Origin of the sequence: Consotaella salsifontis (assembly GCF_900167365.1) — a bacterium.
Taxonomy (GTDB): Bacteria; Pseudomonadota; Alphaproteobacteria; order Rhizobiales; family Rhizobiaceae; genus Consotaella; species Consotaella salsifontis.
Window position 1 is genome coordinate 401,082 of sequence record NZ_FUXL01000002.1, and the last position, 17,009, is coordinate 418,090.

At 64.5% G+C, this 17,009-nt stretch carries 16 protein-coding genes; 8 read left to right on the top strand and 8 right to left on the bottom strand.

The window, feature by feature from the left end; all coding sequences use genetic code 11:
* Nucleotides 1-103: 103 nt before the first annotated feature.
* Complete coding sequence (locus tag B5D38_RS22680) at nt 104-1,096, bottom strand: tetratricopeptide repeat protein (RefSeq protein WP_078707133.1); 993 nt, start codon at nt 1,094-1,096, stop codon at nt 104-106.
* A 121-nt stretch (nt 1,097-1,217) separates the two neighbouring features.
* Nucleotides 1,218-1,796: an NnrU family protein gene (locus B5D38_RS03950; protein ID WP_078707031.1), complete on the bottom strand. Its 579-nt coding sequence runs from the start codon at nt 1,794-1,796 to the stop codon at nt 1,218-1,220.
* A gap of 188 nt (nt 1,797-1,984) precedes the next feature.
* On the opposite strand from B5D38_RS03950, the gene B5D38_RS03955 reads away from it, so the two are divergent.
* Nucleotides 1,985-2,443, top strand: a complete 459-nt coding sequence (locus B5D38_RS03955) for a GNAT family N-acetyltransferase (protein ID WP_078707032.1) — start codon at nt 1,985-1,987, stop codon at nt 2,441-2,443.
* A 90-nt stretch (nt 2,444-2,533) separates the two neighbouring features.
* Here B5D38_RS03955 and B5D38_RS03960 read toward each other — a convergent pair whose 3' ends face one another.
* A complete protein-coding gene (locus tag B5D38_RS03960; protein WP_078707033.1) occupies nt 2,534-3,538 on the bottom strand; it encodes an ABC transporter substrate-binding protein in 1,005 nt (334 codons plus the stop codon).
* Nucleotides 3,539-3,658: 120 nt separating this feature from the next.
* Complete coding sequence (locus B5D38_RS03965) at nt 3,659-4,408, bottom strand: VOC family protein (RefSeq protein WP_078707034.1); 750 nt, start codon at nt 4,406-4,408, stop codon at nt 3,659-3,661.
* Between the two features lie 71 nt (nt 4,409-4,479).
* Between B5D38_RS03965 and B5D38_RS03970 the strand changes: the two genes are divergently transcribed.
* Nucleotides 4,480-4,953 carry a MarR family winged helix-turn-helix transcriptional regulator gene (locus B5D38_RS03970; protein ID WP_078707035.1) on the top strand — a complete coding sequence of 158 codons (474 nt, stop codon included), beginning with the start codon at nt 4,480-4,482 and terminating at the stop codon, nt 4,951-4,953.
* 167 nt (nt 4,954-5,120) lie between these two features.
* Here B5D38_RS03970 and B5D38_RS03975 read toward each other — a convergent pair whose 3' ends face one another.
* From B5D38_RS03975 to B5D38_RS03985, 3 genes are all read right to left on the bottom strand, one after another.
* On the bottom strand, nt 5,121-5,474 hold the full coding sequence (locus B5D38_RS03975; protein WP_078707134.1) for a gamma-glutamylcyclotransferase family protein: 354 nt from the start codon (nt 5,472-5,474) through the stop codon (nt 5,121-5,123).
* A gap of 655 nt (nt 5,475-6,129) precedes the next feature.
* On the bottom strand, nt 6,130-6,939 hold the full coding sequence (locus tag B5D38_RS03980) for an HpcH/HpaI aldolase family protein (protein WP_078707036.1): 810 nt from the start codon (nt 6,937-6,939) through the stop codon (nt 6,130-6,132).
* A 7-nt stretch (nt 6,940-6,946) separates the two neighbouring features.
* Entirely contained in the window at nt 6,947-8,680 is a 1,734-nt protein-coding gene (locus B5D38_RS03985; RefSeq protein ID WP_078707037.1) for an IlvD/Edd family dehydratase, read from the bottom strand.
* 282 nt (nt 8,681-8,962) lie between these two features.
* Here B5D38_RS03985 and B5D38_RS03990 point away from each other — a divergent pair, with 282 nt between their 5' ends.
* The 5 genes from B5D38_RS03990 to larC all read left to right on the top strand — a co-directional run bounded on the left by B5D38_RS03990 (nt 8,963) and on the right by larC (nt 14,131).
* Complete coding sequence (locus B5D38_RS03990; RefSeq protein WP_078707038.1) at nt 8,963-9,958, top strand: Bug family tripartite tricarboxylate transporter substrate binding protein; 996 nt, start codon at nt 8,963-8,965, stop codon at nt 9,956-9,958.
* Nucleotides 9,959-10,034: 76 nt separating this feature from the next.
* Nucleotides 10,035-10,511, top strand: a complete 477-nt coding sequence (locus B5D38_RS03995) for a tripartite tricarboxylate transporter TctB family protein (RefSeq protein WP_078707039.1) — start codon at nt 10,035-10,037, stop codon at nt 10,509-10,511.
* A gap of 2 nt (nt 10,512-10,513) precedes the next feature.
* Entirely contained in the window at nt 10,514-12,007 is a 1,494-nt protein-coding gene (locus B5D38_RS04000; protein ID WP_078707040.1) for a tripartite tricarboxylate transporter permease, read from the top strand.
* Nucleotides 12,000-12,704 (top strand): FadR/GntR family transcriptional regulator, encoded by a 705-nt coding sequence (locus B5D38_RS04005; RefSeq protein WP_078707041.1) that lies wholly within the window; start codon nt 12,000-12,002, stop codon nt 12,702-12,704. Before B5D38_RS04000 ends, B5D38_RS04005 begins: the two co-directional genes overlap by 8 nt.
* A 68-nt stretch (nt 12,705-12,772) precedes the next feature.
* Entirely contained in the window at nt 12,773-14,131 is a 1,359-nt protein-coding gene (larC, locus tag B5D38_RS04010; RefSeq protein WP_078707042.1) for a nickel pincer cofactor biosynthesis protein LarC, read from the top strand.
* 12 nt (nt 14,132-14,143) lie between these two features.
* On the opposite strand, the gene B5D38_RS04015 is transcribed toward larC, so the two are convergent.
* Nucleotides 14,144-15,193: a LacI family DNA-binding transcriptional regulator gene (locus B5D38_RS04015; RefSeq protein ID WP_078707043.1), complete on the bottom strand. Its 1,050-nt coding sequence runs from the start codon at nt 15,191-15,193 to the stop codon at nt 14,144-14,146.
* Between the two features lie 487 nt (nt 15,194-15,680).
* On the opposite strand from B5D38_RS04015, the gene B5D38_RS04020 reads away from it, so the two are divergent.
* A complete protein-coding gene (locus B5D38_RS04020) occupies nt 15,681-16,985 on the top strand; it encodes an ABC transporter substrate-binding protein (protein WP_116002560.1) in 1,305 nt (434 codons plus the stop codon).
* The last annotated feature ends 24 nt before the right edge of the window (nt 16,986-17,009 follow it).

Genomic DNA, 17,009 nt, shown 5'->3' on the forward strand with positions numbered 1-17,009 from the left:
CGGCCTATCCTTATAGAGGAAAAGGCGAGCGGGGCGAAAAGACGCCCGCCCGCCTCCTGTAATTCCTTGAAGAATCAGCCGCCCCTCAACCGAGGCGCTGCCCTCACTGCTGCTGGATCGGCGCCGGCGCCGGCTCGGCGGGTCCTTCCAGCGGACCGTCCGGCTCGGCCGCGCCCTCGTCGCCGAGAGGCACGACATCGGACAGGTCCGGCGCGTCCGCCACGGGCGCCTGAGTCGGCTGGCCTGGGCCAGCGGTCCCTTGCGCCGGCGCGGGCGTTGTTGCCGGTGCCTCAGGCGCCGCCGCCGGGGCGGCCGGCTCGCTCGTGCTCGGCTCCATTGTGGGCGCGCCAAGAATCGACGGAAGGTCCAATGTTTCCGGCGATACCGCTTCGGCGCCGGCATCAGGGGCGGCGGCGGAGGCTTCTCCCGGCTTCGGGGGGGCGCCGTCCGCGGCGATGACATCGAGCATCAGGCGCGCCCGCTCCATCATGCCGCGCGGCGTCGCGCCATCGCCGACGAGCTGATCGAACAGCTTCTTGGCGTCGTCGACATCGCCCGCCTTCCAGGACGCGAGTGCCAAAGCCTCGCGCGCCGGGGCGCGCAGCGCCTGGTCATCGGTGCTTAAACGCTCCACCTCACGCCGCACGTCGTCGAGGCTCCCCTCGTCGACGAGAATATAGCCGGCGCGTAGGGCCGCCATGTCCCGCAGCGGCTGGGGAGCCGAGGCGTTCTGCTCGACGGTCTGGTACTCGGCGATCGCCGCCTTGGGATTTCCCGAGGCCAGCTGAACGGCGGCAAGGCGCATGCGCGCCAGAACCGGATAGACGCCGTAACCCTCGTCGGCGATCGCCTTCAGCGCGGTGATCGCCTCCTCGTTCTTGCCCTCGTCGGCAAGGTCGCTGGCGGCAATGAATCGGTCGCCGGCGGCATCGGCCTGAGCAGTCTGGTAGCGATCCCAGGCGACAATGCCGGCAGTCACCACGACAATGGCCACCGCAGCGCCGATCACCAGCTTGCCGTATCTGCTCCAGAGCGCCTTCGCCCGATCCTGGCGGAGCTCCTCGCTCACCTCGCGAAAGAAACTGTCGTCGCTCATCCAAACACTCATCGCGCTCTCGGCGCACATCGCCCTTCGGCGACATCCGCTTGTTCCTGGCGTCTTCTAACGATTTTTCGGCGGCGTTAAAGAGGTGCGCCGACAGGTTCGCGCGAATCGCTCACGCGAGCGGGGAAACTCCGAACAACCATTCATGGACGTCGCCGAGCAGCAGAGCCGCAATAATCAACCCGATCACGATGGCGCCGACATCGCCGCGAACGCCGGCCGCGACGGGGTATTCACCCGAGCGGCGGCTTCGCGAGAGGGAAGCCACATAATCGACGACGGCCCAAATGAAGAAGGCGCCGAACAGCAACACGTCGGCGCTGGTTCCATTGGAAAGAAGATGGCCGAACGCCCAAACCGCGACGCCGAGGACCATCGGATGAACCACGGCGGCCTTGATGCGGCCCGTGGGCCCGTAGGCTGAAACGACGAGGATCAGGGCGATAGGCACGAGAAGAAGAGCGACGTGCCGCATGCCTACCGGGGGCTGCCAGACGAGGCCCGCGTTCGCTCGGGCAGTACCGAAGCCCCAGACGATCAGAAAGAGGCCGATCAGGGAAACGACACTGTAGATGCCCTTGTAGGACATTTCGCCGAAACGCCTGATCAACGCTTCCCGCGCGCCTGCGGCGAAGATGCGGCTCGAATGCAGTCCCAGAAACAGGACAAGCCCCAGCACGAGGACCTTCATGCGCCGCTCCGTATTCCCAACGCCTCGCCATCGCCGGGCACTTTTCCGACTCGGCGACGAAAGCAATTTCGCCCATCCATGATAACAGAGGGCGATATCCACCGCCACGATGTCGCAAGCCTCCCATTGAACGAAGCGCCGCGCCATCCGTGCTGTGGCGAGCGGCGTGTTCTTAGCGGGAGACCGGCATGACGAACCTTTTGATCCGGGCGGCGCGAGCCGAGGATCTCGATGCACTGGTGGCGCTCTTTGCCGACGACCCTCTCGGAGGGCACGGCGACAGCAGCGAGGCGGAGTTGCGGCCGCTCTACCGGGCCGCCTTCGAGCGCTGCGCGGCCAGTCCGGCTGAAGACATTTTCGTCGCGGAGGAGGATGGCGTGGTCGTCGGCACTTTCCACCTCAGCTTCACCAATACCCTGACGTCGCGCGGCGCCATCAAGGCCAGGATCGAGGCGGTTCAGGTGCGGGCAGACCGGCGCGGTCGCCGCTTCGGCGAGGCGATGGTGAAGCGGGCAATGGAACTGGCGCGCGAGGCCGGCGCCGAATCGCTATCGCTGACCTCGAACGCCCGCCGCCTCGACGCCCACCGCTTCTATGAACGTCTCGGTTTTTCCAAGACCCACGCGGGCTTCAAGATCAGCCTTTGAGCAGAGCCCCTGGGGCAAAAGCCAAAGGCCGGCGGATCGCGCCGCCGGCCCCGTTTCAACATGGAATGGCGTGATGGCCATTCTTGAACCTCAGAGGGCGGCCTTCACCTTCTCGGCCACCTCGGGGGAAACCCATTTCGACCAGATGTCCTCATGCGTCTCCAGGAACTGGAGCGCGGTGTCCTCGCCCGTCGCCTGATTCTCGTCCTTCCAGGCGAGAATCGAGTTGACCGTATCGTTCCCCCAAGAGCGGTTCTTGAGATACTCGGCAACCTTGGGCGACTCCTTGGCGAGGCGCGGGGTGATGAGCGTGTAGACGTCTGCCGGCGTCCAGGCGTTCTTCTTCGGGTTCTCGCAGTCCGGCTGGGTGGTGCAGGTCTTCCACTCCTGCTGATCGAATGGAACGTCGAATTCCAGGAGCTTCATCGGATAGCGACCGATGATCGCGGTCGGCGACCAATAATAGCCGAGCCAACCCTTCTTGCTTTCGAAGGCGTTGGCGATCGAGCCGTCAAGACCGGCGGACGAGCCGGTATCGACCATGACGAAGCCGTTCTTCTCGCCATCATAGGCCTTGAAGAAGTTGCGAACCATGATCTGGCAGCCCCAGCCGGCCGGGCAATCATAGACGGCTCCCTTGGAAGGATCTTCCGGCGCGGGGAAAAGCTCGGGGTGCGCGAAGGCATCAGAGAGCTTTTGAATGTCCGGATGCTCGTCGGCGATATACTGCGGAATCCAGAAACCCTCCTGGCTGCCGTCCGAGAGAACCTTGGCGGCATATTCGATGCGCCCGTCCTTTACGGCAGCGTCGATCTGCTCGCGGAACTGGTTGACGAACATCTCGGGGGCAACGTCTGGCTCACCCTTTTCGGTCATCGACGTAAAGGTCGGCATGGTGTCGCCCGGCACCAGCTCGGCATCGCAACCGAACCCGTGTTCCAGGATGAACCGGTCGATCTCCCCCATGACCTCGGCCGAGGCCCAGCTCATATTGGCGATGGTGATCTTCCCACAGGCCGAATCGTCGGCTGCTGCGGCGCCGGTCAGCGCGCCGAGAGCGAGCGCTGCGGCGGCTGTCGTGATCAAGAATTTCATCGTCTTCTCCCGTCGAGGGGCCGTTGGCGTTGCTGGGAGGCAACTAGAACGTTTGACGAAAACGACGAGGGGATGCCGGCCCCCTAATTCCAAATAGCCTCAAGACCGTCTCACTGGACATCAAGCCATGGAAAAAATCCCGAACATCGTGCCCTCGAGATCGAGCGCTTGCGCGATGCGGCCGCCTGGCACTTCACTCGGCCCCCAGACGACGCGCCCGCCAGCCTGCTCTATCCGCGCCATGCCAGCCTCGACGGCATCGACGACGAAATAGAAGAGCCAGCTGGACTGCCGGAAATACGGAGGCGCCCTCATGATGCCTCCGGCGGCTTGCCCGCCAACCGTAAAGGTCTGGTAGGTGCCCATCTCCCCCATGTCGAAGGCCTGGTCCTTCTGCCAACCGAACAGCTTCGAGTAGAAAAGAAAGGCGGCATCTGGATCAAAGGTGTGGAGCTCTCGCCAGCAGACCGTTCCGGTTGTTGCGATGGAGGCAGCAGGCGGCACGATCGAATCGTCGGTCAATGCGAAGACTCCGAAAGCAGCGCCTGTCGGATCCTGGAGAATGGCGAAGCGGACCATGCCAGGGATCGTCTCCGCTTCGTGCAGGAGGCGTGCTCCGGCGCCGAGAGCGGCCTCGACGGTGGCGTCGACATCATCCACCTGAACGAGACCCGTCCAACCCGTGGAGATGTCTGCGGCTATTTCCATCATGCCGCCGATCGGCCCGCCGCCTGCGACAAGCCATTGATAGGGGCGCCCTCCGACGTCCCCGCCCTGGAAGGTCCACCCAACAACATCACCATAGAACGACTGGGATGCCGCAGCATTTGAGGTTGCCAACTCGTACCAGGAAAAGCCATTGCGGATCATGAAACCCCCTATGGCCGCCATCGCGGCAGAATGTCGCTTCCCTTTTAAGTTGATATCAACATAATAAGACCATGTCAAATGACGATTCGGTTGCCTTCGCGACCACGATTCACGTCCGCGATACCTGTCTCTGCCTTCATGCACAGCGCGCCGCGCGAGCCTTGGCGCGTCACTTCGACGAGGTGTTTCGCCCGCTCAACCTGACGAACGGACAGTTTTCGTTGATGATGTCGCTGAACAGGCCGAAGCCGCCCACTCTCTCCGCCGTCGCCGACCTTTTGGCCATGGATCGGACAACGTTGACCGCCGCGCTGAAGGCTCTGGAGCGGCGCGGGCTGGTCGCGGTCGCGGCCGATAGGCAAGACAAGCGGGTGCGCCGCCTGTCGCTGACGCCGGATGGCTCGCGGCTCCTGGCAGAGGCACTACCCCTGTGGGTCAAGATGCACCGCGCGCTGGATGAGGATATCGCGCCGCTTTCGAGCGACACCTTGCGCGAGGGGCTGATGGCCCTGTCGAACTGGGACCCGTCGAAGCGCGACGGCTAAGGCCGAGGCGACTGCCGGGGCGACTAAGGCCAGCCACGGCGGCACTGCTCTCCCGCCAGACGGAACAGCGGCGGATTCATCATCCGGCGCGGCAGAATTCTTCAGCGCGGCGGCGCGAGCGAGCGAGGCGGCTACGGAGTCGCGCCGCCCCGGCTTCATCATCGTCTTCAGGCGCGCTTGACGTAGGCCCAGGCTTCCGTGCCCGACTTCAAGGTCACGCGGGTGCGCTTGTAGTCGGAGACCTCATATTCGTCTGTCGCCTGGAGCTCGGCCTTGGTGACTTCGAGCACCTTGCCCTTCACCGATTTGGTCGGATCGTCGCATTTGACGGCGATGCGGTGGGCGTGGCGGCCGCTCTTGCGCGTGACCTCCGGATCGGTGATCTCGATCACCTGCTGCATATAGCCAGGCAATTCATCTTCCTTGCCTTCCAGCACACGACCGAATGTCGACTGCTGGACGCCGTCCTGCTGCAGCGTGCCATAGGTGAAAAGATATTCTTTTTGATTGTCCGTCGTCATCGTTTCCGCCTTCTTCATTGGAATGCTGCACAGGCGCGAGGAGGCTTCTCCCACCCATCGGGGCGCGCCGCCCCCGTACACTTTGCCGAACCTGCTCCGGCCGCTGGGCCAGGATATGGCACATGACAGTATCGGGCGCCGAATCGCCGCGCTCGGAGAACCAAGGACGTTCTTCCCCCTTCCCGGGCGATCGCGCCGAATTCTCCCAATGCCGTGGCTCCGCCCACTTCGCCACAATCCTCTTCACGTTCCCGGACCGCGCCATCTTTCTCGTGGAACCCGACGCCGGCTTCAGCGTCGTTTATGCGAGGCGATCTGTCGCGATCCTGTCACCAGGGTTGTGCTCATACGCGCTCGATATAGGGCTCTGAGGGAGCTTAATCTAACGCTTTCCCGAAAAACGAAGCTTCTCGGCTGGTATGCCGCAGGCCTGCCAGCACCCTTCCGAGGCTGCCAGATGGGCCACAGCGCAAGTGCGTCAAGGTGCTTTTGCGCGCCGTCGCGGCCCATCGCCCACCGATGACCAAGGCTCATCGCAGCAGGTCGGCGAGAGTGGTTTTCGCGTACAAAAACGCCGCCCGGCGGGCGGCGTTTTCAAGTTCGGCGGCGTCCGGTTACCTTCGGGAAGCCCGCCGGGCTCCGGTGCCGCGCGCGCTCAATACGCTGGCCGGCTGCCCTCGTCTTCTTTGGCGACACCGCGGAGCTCGGCGAGCCAATCGCGCGCGCGGCCCGTCATCATGCCGATGTCGGAGGCGACGGCGCAGAAGTTGTAGCCGTAGCCGATGAAGCGGCGAACCATGGCGGGGTTCGGACCGACGATGCCGATCGGCTTGCCGATCTCACGCGCATCGGCCGCGGCCTTGGCAAGAAGGCTCTGAACCTCGTCACGGCCGATCTCGCCGATCAGCCCCATGGACGCGGCAAGATCGTTGGGACCGACGAAAAGGGCGTCGATTCCCGGCACCGCGGCGATCTCCTTCAGCCGGCCCACGGCCTCCTCGGTCTCAAGCTGAACGACGACGTAGGTCTCGTCATTGGCCCGCTTGAGGTAATCCGCGACCGCGCCGAAGCGCGATGCGCGATGCACCGCCGCCACGCCGCGCACGCCGGCCGGCGGATATTTTGCTGCCGCGACCGCCTCGCGCGCTTCCTCGGCCGTCTGGACGAACGGCACCATGATGGTCTCCGCCCCGGCGTCGAGGACGCGCTTGATGAGCACGCGGTCGTTCCAGGCGATGCGGACCAGCGGCATGGCCGGCGTCGAGCCTACGGCCCTGAGGATTTCGGGCAGGGTCGAGACGTCCAGCGGGACATGCTCCATGTCGACCACCAGGAAATCGAAGCCGACATGGCCGACCGCCTCGGTCGGTCCGGCGGCGGCCGACATCAGCCACGTGCCGAGGATCGTTCCGCCCGGATGCTCCACGAAGAACCGCTTGAAAGGGTTGGAAAGTTCGTTCGTCATCACAGCCTCAGTAGATCTCGGGTTCGGGCAGGTCGCGCACGCCCGCAAGGAAGTCGAAATCGCAGCCCTTGTCGGCCTGCGTCACCGAGCGCTGGTAGAGAGCCGTAAAGGAGCTCTCATAGACGCGGGCGGAAGGCTTCAGCGCGGCGCGGCGGCGCGCCAGCTCCTCCTCGCCGACCTCCATGTCGAGCCGCCCGGCAGGAACGTCGAGCGAAACGAGGTCGCCCGTCTGAAGCAGTGCCAGCGGCCCGCCGACGGCGGCTTCGGGGGAAACGTGAAGAACGCAGGTGCCGTAGTGCGTGCCGCTCATGCGTCCGTCGCAGATCCGCACGATATCGCGCACGCCCTTCTTCAACAGGGATTTCGGGATCGGCAGATTGCCCCATTCCGGCATGCCCGGCGCGCCGACGGGCCCGGCATTGCGCAGAACCAGCACCGTGTCCTCGGAAACCTCGAAATCGGCGTCGTCGAGAGCCTTCATCATCGCGTCAGGATGATCGAAGACGAGAGCCGGTCCCTTGTGCTTCAGGAACTTCGGATCGGCGGCGGACGACTTCAGCACCGCGCCGTTGGGCGCGAGGTTGCCGCGCAGGACCACCAGCGTTCGGCCCTTCGACAGCGGCGTGACCGGGTTGGAGACGTCGCGGATCACATCGTCGTTGTAGCACTCGGCGCCTTCGAGAGCATCGCCGATGGTCTGCCCCTCGACGGTGGGAACGGAAAGATCCAGGTGGTCCTTCACCTTGCCCAGCAGCGCCTTCAGGCCACCGGCGAAGTAGAAGTCCTCCATCAGATATTCGCCCGACGGGAAGAGGTTGGCCAGCACGGGAATCACCTCTGACTTCGCCGCCATGTCCTCGAGGGAAAGCTCGATGCCAAGACGGCCGGCCATGGCGATGAGGTGGATCGCGGCATTGGTCGAGCCGCCGAGCGCCATGTAGGCGACGAGGCCATTCATGAAGCTGCGGCGGTCGAGAAGCCGCGAGGGCCTCAGATCGTCCCACACCATCTTCACCGCCAGCTCGCCGCAGAGCGAGGCCATGCGCTCATGGCCGGAATCGACAGCGGGAATGGACGAGGCGCCGGTCGGCGACAGCCCCATGGCGTCGACGATAGAGGTCATGGTCGAGGCCGTGCCCATGGTGTTGCACGTGCCGACCGTGCGCGTCATCGGGCTCTCGAGATTGATCCATTCCTGGGCGTCGATCTCGCCGCGCCGCAGCATGTCGAAATACTTTTTCGTATGCGTGCCCGCGCCGGTGATCGTGCCCTTGTAGCGCCCGTTGGACATCGGGCCGGCCGGGCAGAAGATCGACGGCAGATCGGTGGAAAAGGCACCCATGAGCATGCCGGGGGTCGATTTGTCGCAGCCACCCAGAAGCACCGCGCCGTCGATCGGATGGCAGCGGAGCAGCTCCTCCACCTCCATCGCCAGGAAATTGCGGTAGAGCATGGTGGTCGGCTTGACCATGATCTCGGCCATGGATTGGGCCGGCAGCTCCACCGGATAGCCGCCCGCCTGCCAGACACCGCGCTTCACCGCCTCCGCCCTATGGCGCAGATGAGCGTGGCAGGCGTTCATCTCACTCCAGGTGTTGACGATGCCGATGACCGGCTTGCCCATGAACTCCTCGCGGCGCAGCCCGAATTGCTGCGTGCGCTGGCGATGGGCAAAACCCCTGATGCTGGTGCCCGCATACCAGCGCTGGCTGCGCAGATCCGACAGTTCCCGTTTTGCCATCAAGGCACTCCATCAACATCAAATTCCACCTCCTGATCGCCTATCGTGATCGACCAGAGCTCGTCCCAACCGCCGAACACAGCACCGGGCAGCCTGGCGTGGCAGCCGGCGCCGCGGCGCTTCGTTCAACCCTCGGAGGCGAGCGGGGGGCACATTGCTCCAAAAGATCGGTCTGGACAATACCCATAGGCGTTTGTAGTTTGGCCTAGCCAATTTCAAAGGCGACAGGGTGAGCGGGGATGAACCCGCCGAACTGATGGATTTTTTGGGAGACAGTGAGCCATGTTCAACTTGACACGCCGGCGCGCCATTTCGGGGACGATCCGGGCGGTTGCCGGCGCGATCGTTTCGCTAGCGGTGGCCTCCACGGCTCTGACGGCGACGTCGCAGGCGGCCCTCGCCGACGATTTCCCGACCAAGCCGATCAAGGTCATCGTTCCCTATAAGCCCGGCGGACGCACCGACGTCGTCGCCCGCATGATCGCCGACAAGATCCAGCAGAAGGGCTGGCTGGAGCAGCCCCTGGTGATCGTCAACGCCGATGGCGGCGCCGGCGCCAACGCTTTCGGCCAGTTGAAGCGCGGCGGCAACGACGGCTACACGATCATGCATTGGTCGCATGAGCTGCTTCTGTCGGTGGCCATGGGCCTTGGTGGCTTCCAGCTCGACGACTTCAAGTCGATCGGCTTCACCGGCGGCGGCAGCCCGCTTTGGGCCGTGCGCGAGGATGCGCCCTACAAGACGCTGAACGAGCTGATCGACCATCTCAAGAAGGAGCCGCGCAGCCTCGTCGAGGCCGTGGCGATCGGTTCGATCCCTCACATCGTCGGCGCAATGCTGGAGAAGTCGGCCGGCGTCGAGACGCGCTACGTCACCGCCAACAGCAACGCCGATCGCCTCCGCCTGCTTCTCGGCGGCAATGCCGACATCGCTCTCTTCGCCGCCTCGGAGTTCATGCGGCAGGGTGAGAACCTTCGCCCGCTGGTCTATTTCGGCAACGAGCGCCTTGCCGCCCTTCCCGATCTGCCGACAGCCAAGGAACTCGGCTACGACGCGTCCTGGGCCAACCCGAACTGGTGGCTGGCGCCGGCCGGCACCCCGGACGACGTGGTCAAGAAGATCGCGGGCGCCCTGGAGAAGGCGATCAACGATCCCGAGATCGCCGAGTACTTCAAGAACAATACGCTTGAGCCCTATTGGACCGGGGGAGACGAGGCCATGGACCAGTCGGTCGCCATGCTGGCTTCGCTCAAGTCCATCACCGACACGCTGAAATAATCGTCTGTCTGAAGGCCTCGGGCGGGATGCGACAGCAGACCCGCCCGAGGCCTTTCAGGCATTCTGGAGGAAACGAATGACAAGGACACGTCGCGACATCTACACCGACCTCGCTTTGTCGGTCTTTTCGCTCGCGGGTGCAGCGCTGCTGTTCGTCGGCGCGTCCGATCTGCCGGCCGCTCGCTTCGAGCCTCTGGGCTCGTCCGCGCTGCCATACGCACTCGGCGTTCTCATCGCGCTCTTCGCGGCGATCATCGGCCTTCGCGCGCTCTTTGCACTGCGCGCCGCTATGCCGAACGCCGGCGAACCCAGTGAACTCGCCAATCCGGGCCGCATGGCGCTTGTGTTCGTCGCCACGCTGATCTACGTGGCCGCCCTCGACAGCTTCCGGGCGCCCTACATCGTCGCGACGACCCTTTTTATCATCGCCATCGGCGCGACCATCGGAAGTCCAAAGCCCCGATCCCTCGCCCTGTTCGCCGTGCTTGGCCTCGTTCTCGCCGTCGCGATCCGCTTCGTCTTCACCCGCTTTCTCTATGTGGACCTGGGCTGATCATGTTCGACGCTTTCCTGGTCGTCTTCCACCTCGACAACCTGCTCCTGCTCCTGGCCGGCACTGCCGTCGGCATCGTGGTCGGCGCCATTCCGGGCCTGACGGCGACGATGCTCATCGCCCTGACGCTGCCGATGACCTTCCACATGGAAGCAGTCAACGCCGTGACGCTGCTCATCGGCGAATATGTCGGCGGCATCTCGGGCGGCCTCATCACCGCCATCCTGCTCAGGATGCCCGGCACGCCCTCCTCCATCACCACCACCTTCGACGGCTACCCGATGGCTCAGACGGGCCGCGCCGAGCGGGCACTGGCGTTGGGCATCATGGCCTCGGTCGCCGGCGGTATCATTTCCTGGGGCTTTCTGGCGGGAATGTCGCCCACGCTGGCGCATTTCGCGCTGCAGTTCGGCCCGTGGGAGTATTTCACGCTCGTCTTGATGGCGTTGTTCATGCTGGCGGCACTTGCCAGCGGATCGCTGGTCAAGGGGCTGCTCGCGGCCGCCATCGGCATGGCGTTTTCCTTGCCCGGCGTTGATTCCTCGCTCGGCTCCGCCCGCCTGACCTTCGGCTCGGACACGTTGCTCTCGGGTTTTGGCCTGCTGCCGGTTCTCATCGGCGTCTTCGCTATCAGCCAGATCCTGCGCGAGGCCGCCGAGCCGAAGAAGGAAAAGGGCAAGGCGCGCCTGCCTGATCGCAAGCTGCCCGTCCACTGGTCCGATGCCAAGGTGCACGGCATGAACATGCTGCGCTCCTCGGTTCTCGGCACGTGGATCGGCCTTCTTCCCGGCATCGGCGGCAACGTCGCCGCTCTGGTCGCCTATTCGACGACGCGCCAGCTTTCCAAGGAGAAGGAAAAGTTCGGCACGGGCCATGAGCCAGGGGTCGTGGCCAGCGAATCGGCCAACAACGCGGCGATCGGCGGCGCGCTGATCCCGCTGATCACCATGGGCATTCCCGGCTCGGTGACGGAGGCCATCCTGATCGGCGCCCTGACCATTCACAATCTCCAGCCGGGGCCGCTGCTGTTTCAGAACTCGCCCGAGATCGCCTATGGCGTGATCGCGGCCTATGCCGTCGCCAACGTCATGATGCTGATCCTGATGTGGGGCACGGTGCGTTATATCGCCATGATCGCGCAGATCCCGCGCGCCGGCCTTCTCGGCGCCATCCTGGTCTTCTGCGTCATCGGCTCCTATGCGGTGAACAACTCCTTCTCCGACGTCTGGATCATGATGGCGTTCGGCCTCGTCGGCCTGGGGCTGGAGCTGGCCAAGGTTCCTCTCGGACCATTCGTCATCGGCTTCGTCCTCAGCCCGATTGCCGAGGAGCAGCTCAGAGCCTCGCTGATGATGTCCGACGGCGACGTGTGGGCCATTCTCCACCGGCCCTACGCCCTGTTCTTCCTCGCCATCGCCGTGTTGACACTGTTCTATCCGATGATCATCGATCTTCTCGGACGGCGTGGTGGAAAAACCGAGAGCGCGAATGTTTGAGCTGCCGGCGGCAGGGGAGCGGCGATATCTTCAAATCGCCAACGACCTCCTTTCGAGGATCGCGGCGGGCGAGTTTCCCCCGGGAAGCCGTCTGCCGCCCGAACGCGAACTCGCGTCGTCACTCCAGGTCAGCCGCGCCACCGTCCGCGAGGCCCTTCTCGCGCTCGAACTGATGCGGGCCATCGAGATTCGTCTTGGATCGGGCGTGTTCGTCCTGCCGGAGGCCGCTCGCGGCGCCGGCAGGGCCGCCGGGCTCGTGCCGGCGGCGGCGGGACCCTCCGAGATTCTCGAGATGCGCCGTCTCATCGAGGGCGAATCGGCCTATCGCGCTGCCCAGCGCGGCACGGAGGCCCAGTTCGAGGCGATCGGCAAGGCCGTCAAGCGGATGCAGGTCGCCATCCACGACCTGCCGCGCTTCGACCGCGCCGACATCGAATTCCACCTCCTGATCGCCGAGGCTTCCGGCAACCGCCTCGTCGAAAGCTACATCGCCCATCTTTGGAACGAGATGCGCACCAATCCGATGTGGGACCGCTGGTACGACAGAACCCGCGCCACCCAGCACCGCCACCGCTCGGCCGAAGACCACGAGGCGATCCACCGCGCCCTGACACGCCGTCTGCCCGAAGTCGCCGCATCCGCCATGCAGGCTCACGTCGACATTCTGGCCCAGCGCTTCATGGACCTCGAAATATAGACGCCCGTGCCTTCGCGGCGCAGGCCACGGCGGCTAAAAAGGCCGTCGACCCACCGGAACGACCAGTCATGCCCCTTGCTTCCTCCCTCAACATTGCCGCCGTGCGCCACATCCATCTCGACGCCGTGGGGGGCGCCGCCGGCGACATGTTCGTCGCCGCCATGCTGGACGCCCTTCCCTCGCTCAAGGACCGCGTCATGGCCGATGTCGCGGCCGTTCTACCCGCAGAGGCAGGGAGCGCTCACCTCTCCGAGGGCACCAGCGGCGCCATGGCCGTCCTGCGATTCGGGCTCAAGGAAGCGCCCTCGCACGATCATCATCACGACCACTTCGACCACGACCACGACCATCACGATCATGGCCATCACGCTCACGGCCATAGTCACGGCGATCATCACCATCACCATCATCATCATCATGGCCCGGACGAAGGCGCGGATCACCATCATCACGAGCATGGGCACGGCCCGTCCGCGCACTTTCCCGATCTTGTCGCCCTGATCGAAGCCGCGCCTCTCTCTGCCGGGACGGCGGCGGAAGCCGTGGCCATCCTCTCAAGACTGGCCGAAGCTGAGAGCCGGATGCACGGCGTCAGGATTGAGGACGTGCATTTCCACGAGATCGCCGATTGGGATTCGCTGCTCGACGTGGTCGCCGCCGGCAGCATCGCGGCCGCCCTGCCCCGCGCCGCCTGGAGCGTCTCGCCGCTCCCCCTCGGCAGCGGGCTGGTGCGGACGCAGCACGGGCTCCTGCCGGTACCGGCGCCCGCGACGGCGGAAATCCTTAAGGGGTTTTCCTGGCGCGACGACGGAGTGGCGGGCGAGCGCGTGACGCCCACCGGCGCCGCGATTCTCGCGCATCTGATTAACGCGTCGCGCTCCGAAGCGGCCGGACCGCTGGCCGCAACGGGCATGGGCGCGGGAACCCGTACGCTTCCCGGCATGCCGAACATTCTGCGCGCGCTCGTCTTCGCTGAAGGCGAAGAGCCGGCGCGCGACGACGTCGTCGTTATTTCCTTCGACATTGACGACATGACCGGTGAGGAGATCGGCGTCGCCGCAGACAGGCTGCGCGCCCTTCCGGCCGTCATCGACCTTTCAGTCGGGAACCGCGCCGGCAAGAAGAACCGGCCCCTGACCGATTTTCGGCTCCTCGTGCGGCCGGAGGCTCTTCCCGATCTGCGTGACGCCTGCTTCCGGGAAACCTCGACGCTCGGCCTGCGCTGGCACCTGGAAGAACGCGCCTGTCTCGATCGACGGGAGGACCGCTTGGCAGTGGAAGGCGGGCAAATCCGCCGCAAACATGCCGCGCGCCCTTTCGGCGAGACCACCGTCAAGGCGGAAAGCGACGACGTCGCAGGCGGAGAGTCGCTCGCTCGCCGCCGCAAACTCAAGCATCGCGCCGAGTTCGGTGACGAGCCGGCCTGACTCGCGGTCTGGTTAGGCAGAAGAGGGCGGCGCGGTCGATTCTCGAACCACAAGGGAAAAATCGAGCTCGCGGTGCATCATCGCCGGTGCACCGGAAAGGCGCTGCATCAGATAGGTGCCGGCCTGGGCCCATATCTCGTCGGTCGGCATGTGGATGGTGGTCAACGACGGCCGCAAATGCCGGCTCCATTCGAGATCGTCGAAGCCCGCCACAGACAACTGGTTCGGAACGTCAAAGCCGAGTTTCTCCGCTTCCAGCAGCACACCATAGGCGATGACGTCGTTGCCGCAGATCACTGCCGTCGGCGGTTCGGGCATGGCAAGAAGGGCTCGGGCCGCCTGCCGCGCCTCGTCGAGCTTGTAGTTGACCTGCTGAAGCCACTCGGGCCGCGGCGAGCAGCCGCGCTCGGCCAGCATTTCCGTCATGCCGGCAAGGCGCGCCTGGGCGCGGTCGTTGTTCTTCTGCATGCCGGCGACGATCGCGATCCTCTCGTGGCCAAGCTCGATCATGTGACGGGCAATGCGCCGCCCCGCCGCCCTGTTGTCGACGCCGATGGACGGATAGGGCTTCTCCGGCTCGTAAACGCCGACATGGACGAACGGAATGTCCTGGCGCTCGAGGAGACGACGCAACGCGGGATGGTGCGCGTCACCGCGCAGGATCAGCGCGTCGATGCCACGACTGACCAGATTGCGCGCCTGCTTCAGCTCAATGTCGATGTCGTACTGGTTGGTGGTCAGGAGCAGCATATAGTCTTGCGCCGCCAGCGTGCGCTGCAAGGCCTGAAGACCCTGCGCGAACATCGCGTTGTCGATGGTCGGCACGATGGCGCCGATAGTCCGCGTTCGCCGCGAAGAGAGGGCCCTGGCCGACGCATCGGGAATATACCCGACCTCGTCGATAATGGCATTGATGCGCGCCGCGAGCTCGGCGCTTACCACCTCAGGTCGATTGAGGAAGCGCGAGACGGTGGCCGTCGAGACGCCCGCCTTCTGCGCGACCTGACGGATGCCGACTGACCGGCTGCGGGCGCTCTCGCTCATTTGGGAAACCGGTTTCATCCTTGCCGTCAATCCTCCCTCTTCGGTTCAGCGATATCCCAGATGCATAGGGCTTGACAATCCTGGGGCGATCTTTGGCGTCATCCAGCCGTTTGCGACCTCAAGTCGAGGCGGGCAATCCCTTGTACAGATATCCAGAAGGGATTGCCTCGCAGCCTCACCACCCCACGACGAGGCTGCACAATCCCACGGCAACGATATGTTGTTTAACGACTTTTTGGCTTTCCTGCCACGGTGATAGCAACAGGGAATTTCAGGGCGGCTGCTCAACCAGTGAATGGTCCAGGCTATATGTCTGATTTGGACCTCACCCCCTGCGTCGGGATTAGACAACCGCGCTCCACTGCCGGAAGAGCGCGGATGGAAGCCCCGGTTGACAGAGTTGCTAAGCTTAGTTATGCAAACGGTTACATGCTGCAGCCATGAGAGCGGGAGGAATACGCTCCCATGACTGCGCGACGTGCATGTGTCCCGGAGGAGAAATTTCATGGCAATCCTACACCGTTCGATGCCGTTCGCCGCGGCGCTGTTGGCGGCAAGCGTTTCCTGGCCGGCCGTCTCGGCAGCAGCGGATTTCGACTGGCGAGCCCATGAGGGCGAAACAGTCAATTTTCTCGCCAACAACAATCCTTGGTCCACCACGCTTCTCAAGTATCAGGGCGATTTCGAGAAGCTCACCGGCATCAAGCTGCGCGTCGACTCCTATCAGGAGCAGCAGATGCGCCAGCGCCTGACCACGGTGCTCAACGCGCACAGCGACGAGGTCGACGTCTTCATGACGCTGCCGTCGCGCGAGGGCATGCAGTATGCCGCCGCCGGCTGGTACAAGGATCTCAAGCCCTATACCGAGCAGACGGTTTCGCCCGACTACAAATTCGGTGATCTCAGCAAGGCCCTGGTCGAAGCAGCGGTCTTCGACGGCGCCCTGACCGGCATCCCGCTCAACATCGAGGGCCCGATCCTCTATTACCGCACCGATATCTTCGAGAAGTGCGGCGTGCCGAAGCCGGAGAAGATCTCCGACCTCCAGACGGCAGCCAAAAAGATCAAGGAGTGCGATTCCAGCACCACGCCTTTCGCCTCGCGCGGTTTGAAGCCCGCCCTCGCCTATACCTTCAGCAACTTCCTCCACAATATGGGCGGAAGCTACCTGAAGGACGGCAAGTCCGCGTTCTGCACGCCCGAGGGCAAGGCCGCCCTCACCACCTATGCCGGCCTGCTGCGCGACTACGGCCCTCCGGGCGTTGTCAACTACAGCTTCTACCAGCTCACCTCGCTTTACCGCGCCGGTCGCTCGGCCATGTCCTTCCAGTCGTCCAACGAATTTCCCGGCGTGATGGAAGGCGGCGCACGCCTGAAGGATACGGCGCTCATGCCGCTGCCGGCAGGCGACGGCGGCTCGCATCCGACGACGATCGGCTGGGCGCTGTCGGTCTCTGCCTATAGCGCGCATCCCGATGCCGCCTGGTACTTCGTCCAGTGGGCGACCAGCCCGGAGATGCAGGCCCGCCTTGCCATGGAGGGCATTGCCCCGCCGCGCGCCTCGGTTCGTGACAATGCCGACTACAAGGCCTGGCTCGCCGAAGAGCCTCTGCGCCAGTCGTGGCAGGATACGCTCCAGGTGCTGGCGGATCAGGGAACATCCGAGGTCGGCGTGCCGATCATCCGCAACCCGGAATCGCGCGAGTACATCGGCCAGGCGGTCAACACGCTTCTGCTCGGGACGGGCACGGTCGACGAAGCCTGCGCGGCCGCAGACCAGGCTCTGAACGGTCTGAGCGCTCAGAAATAGTCGAACGGCGGCCGAACCATGGGC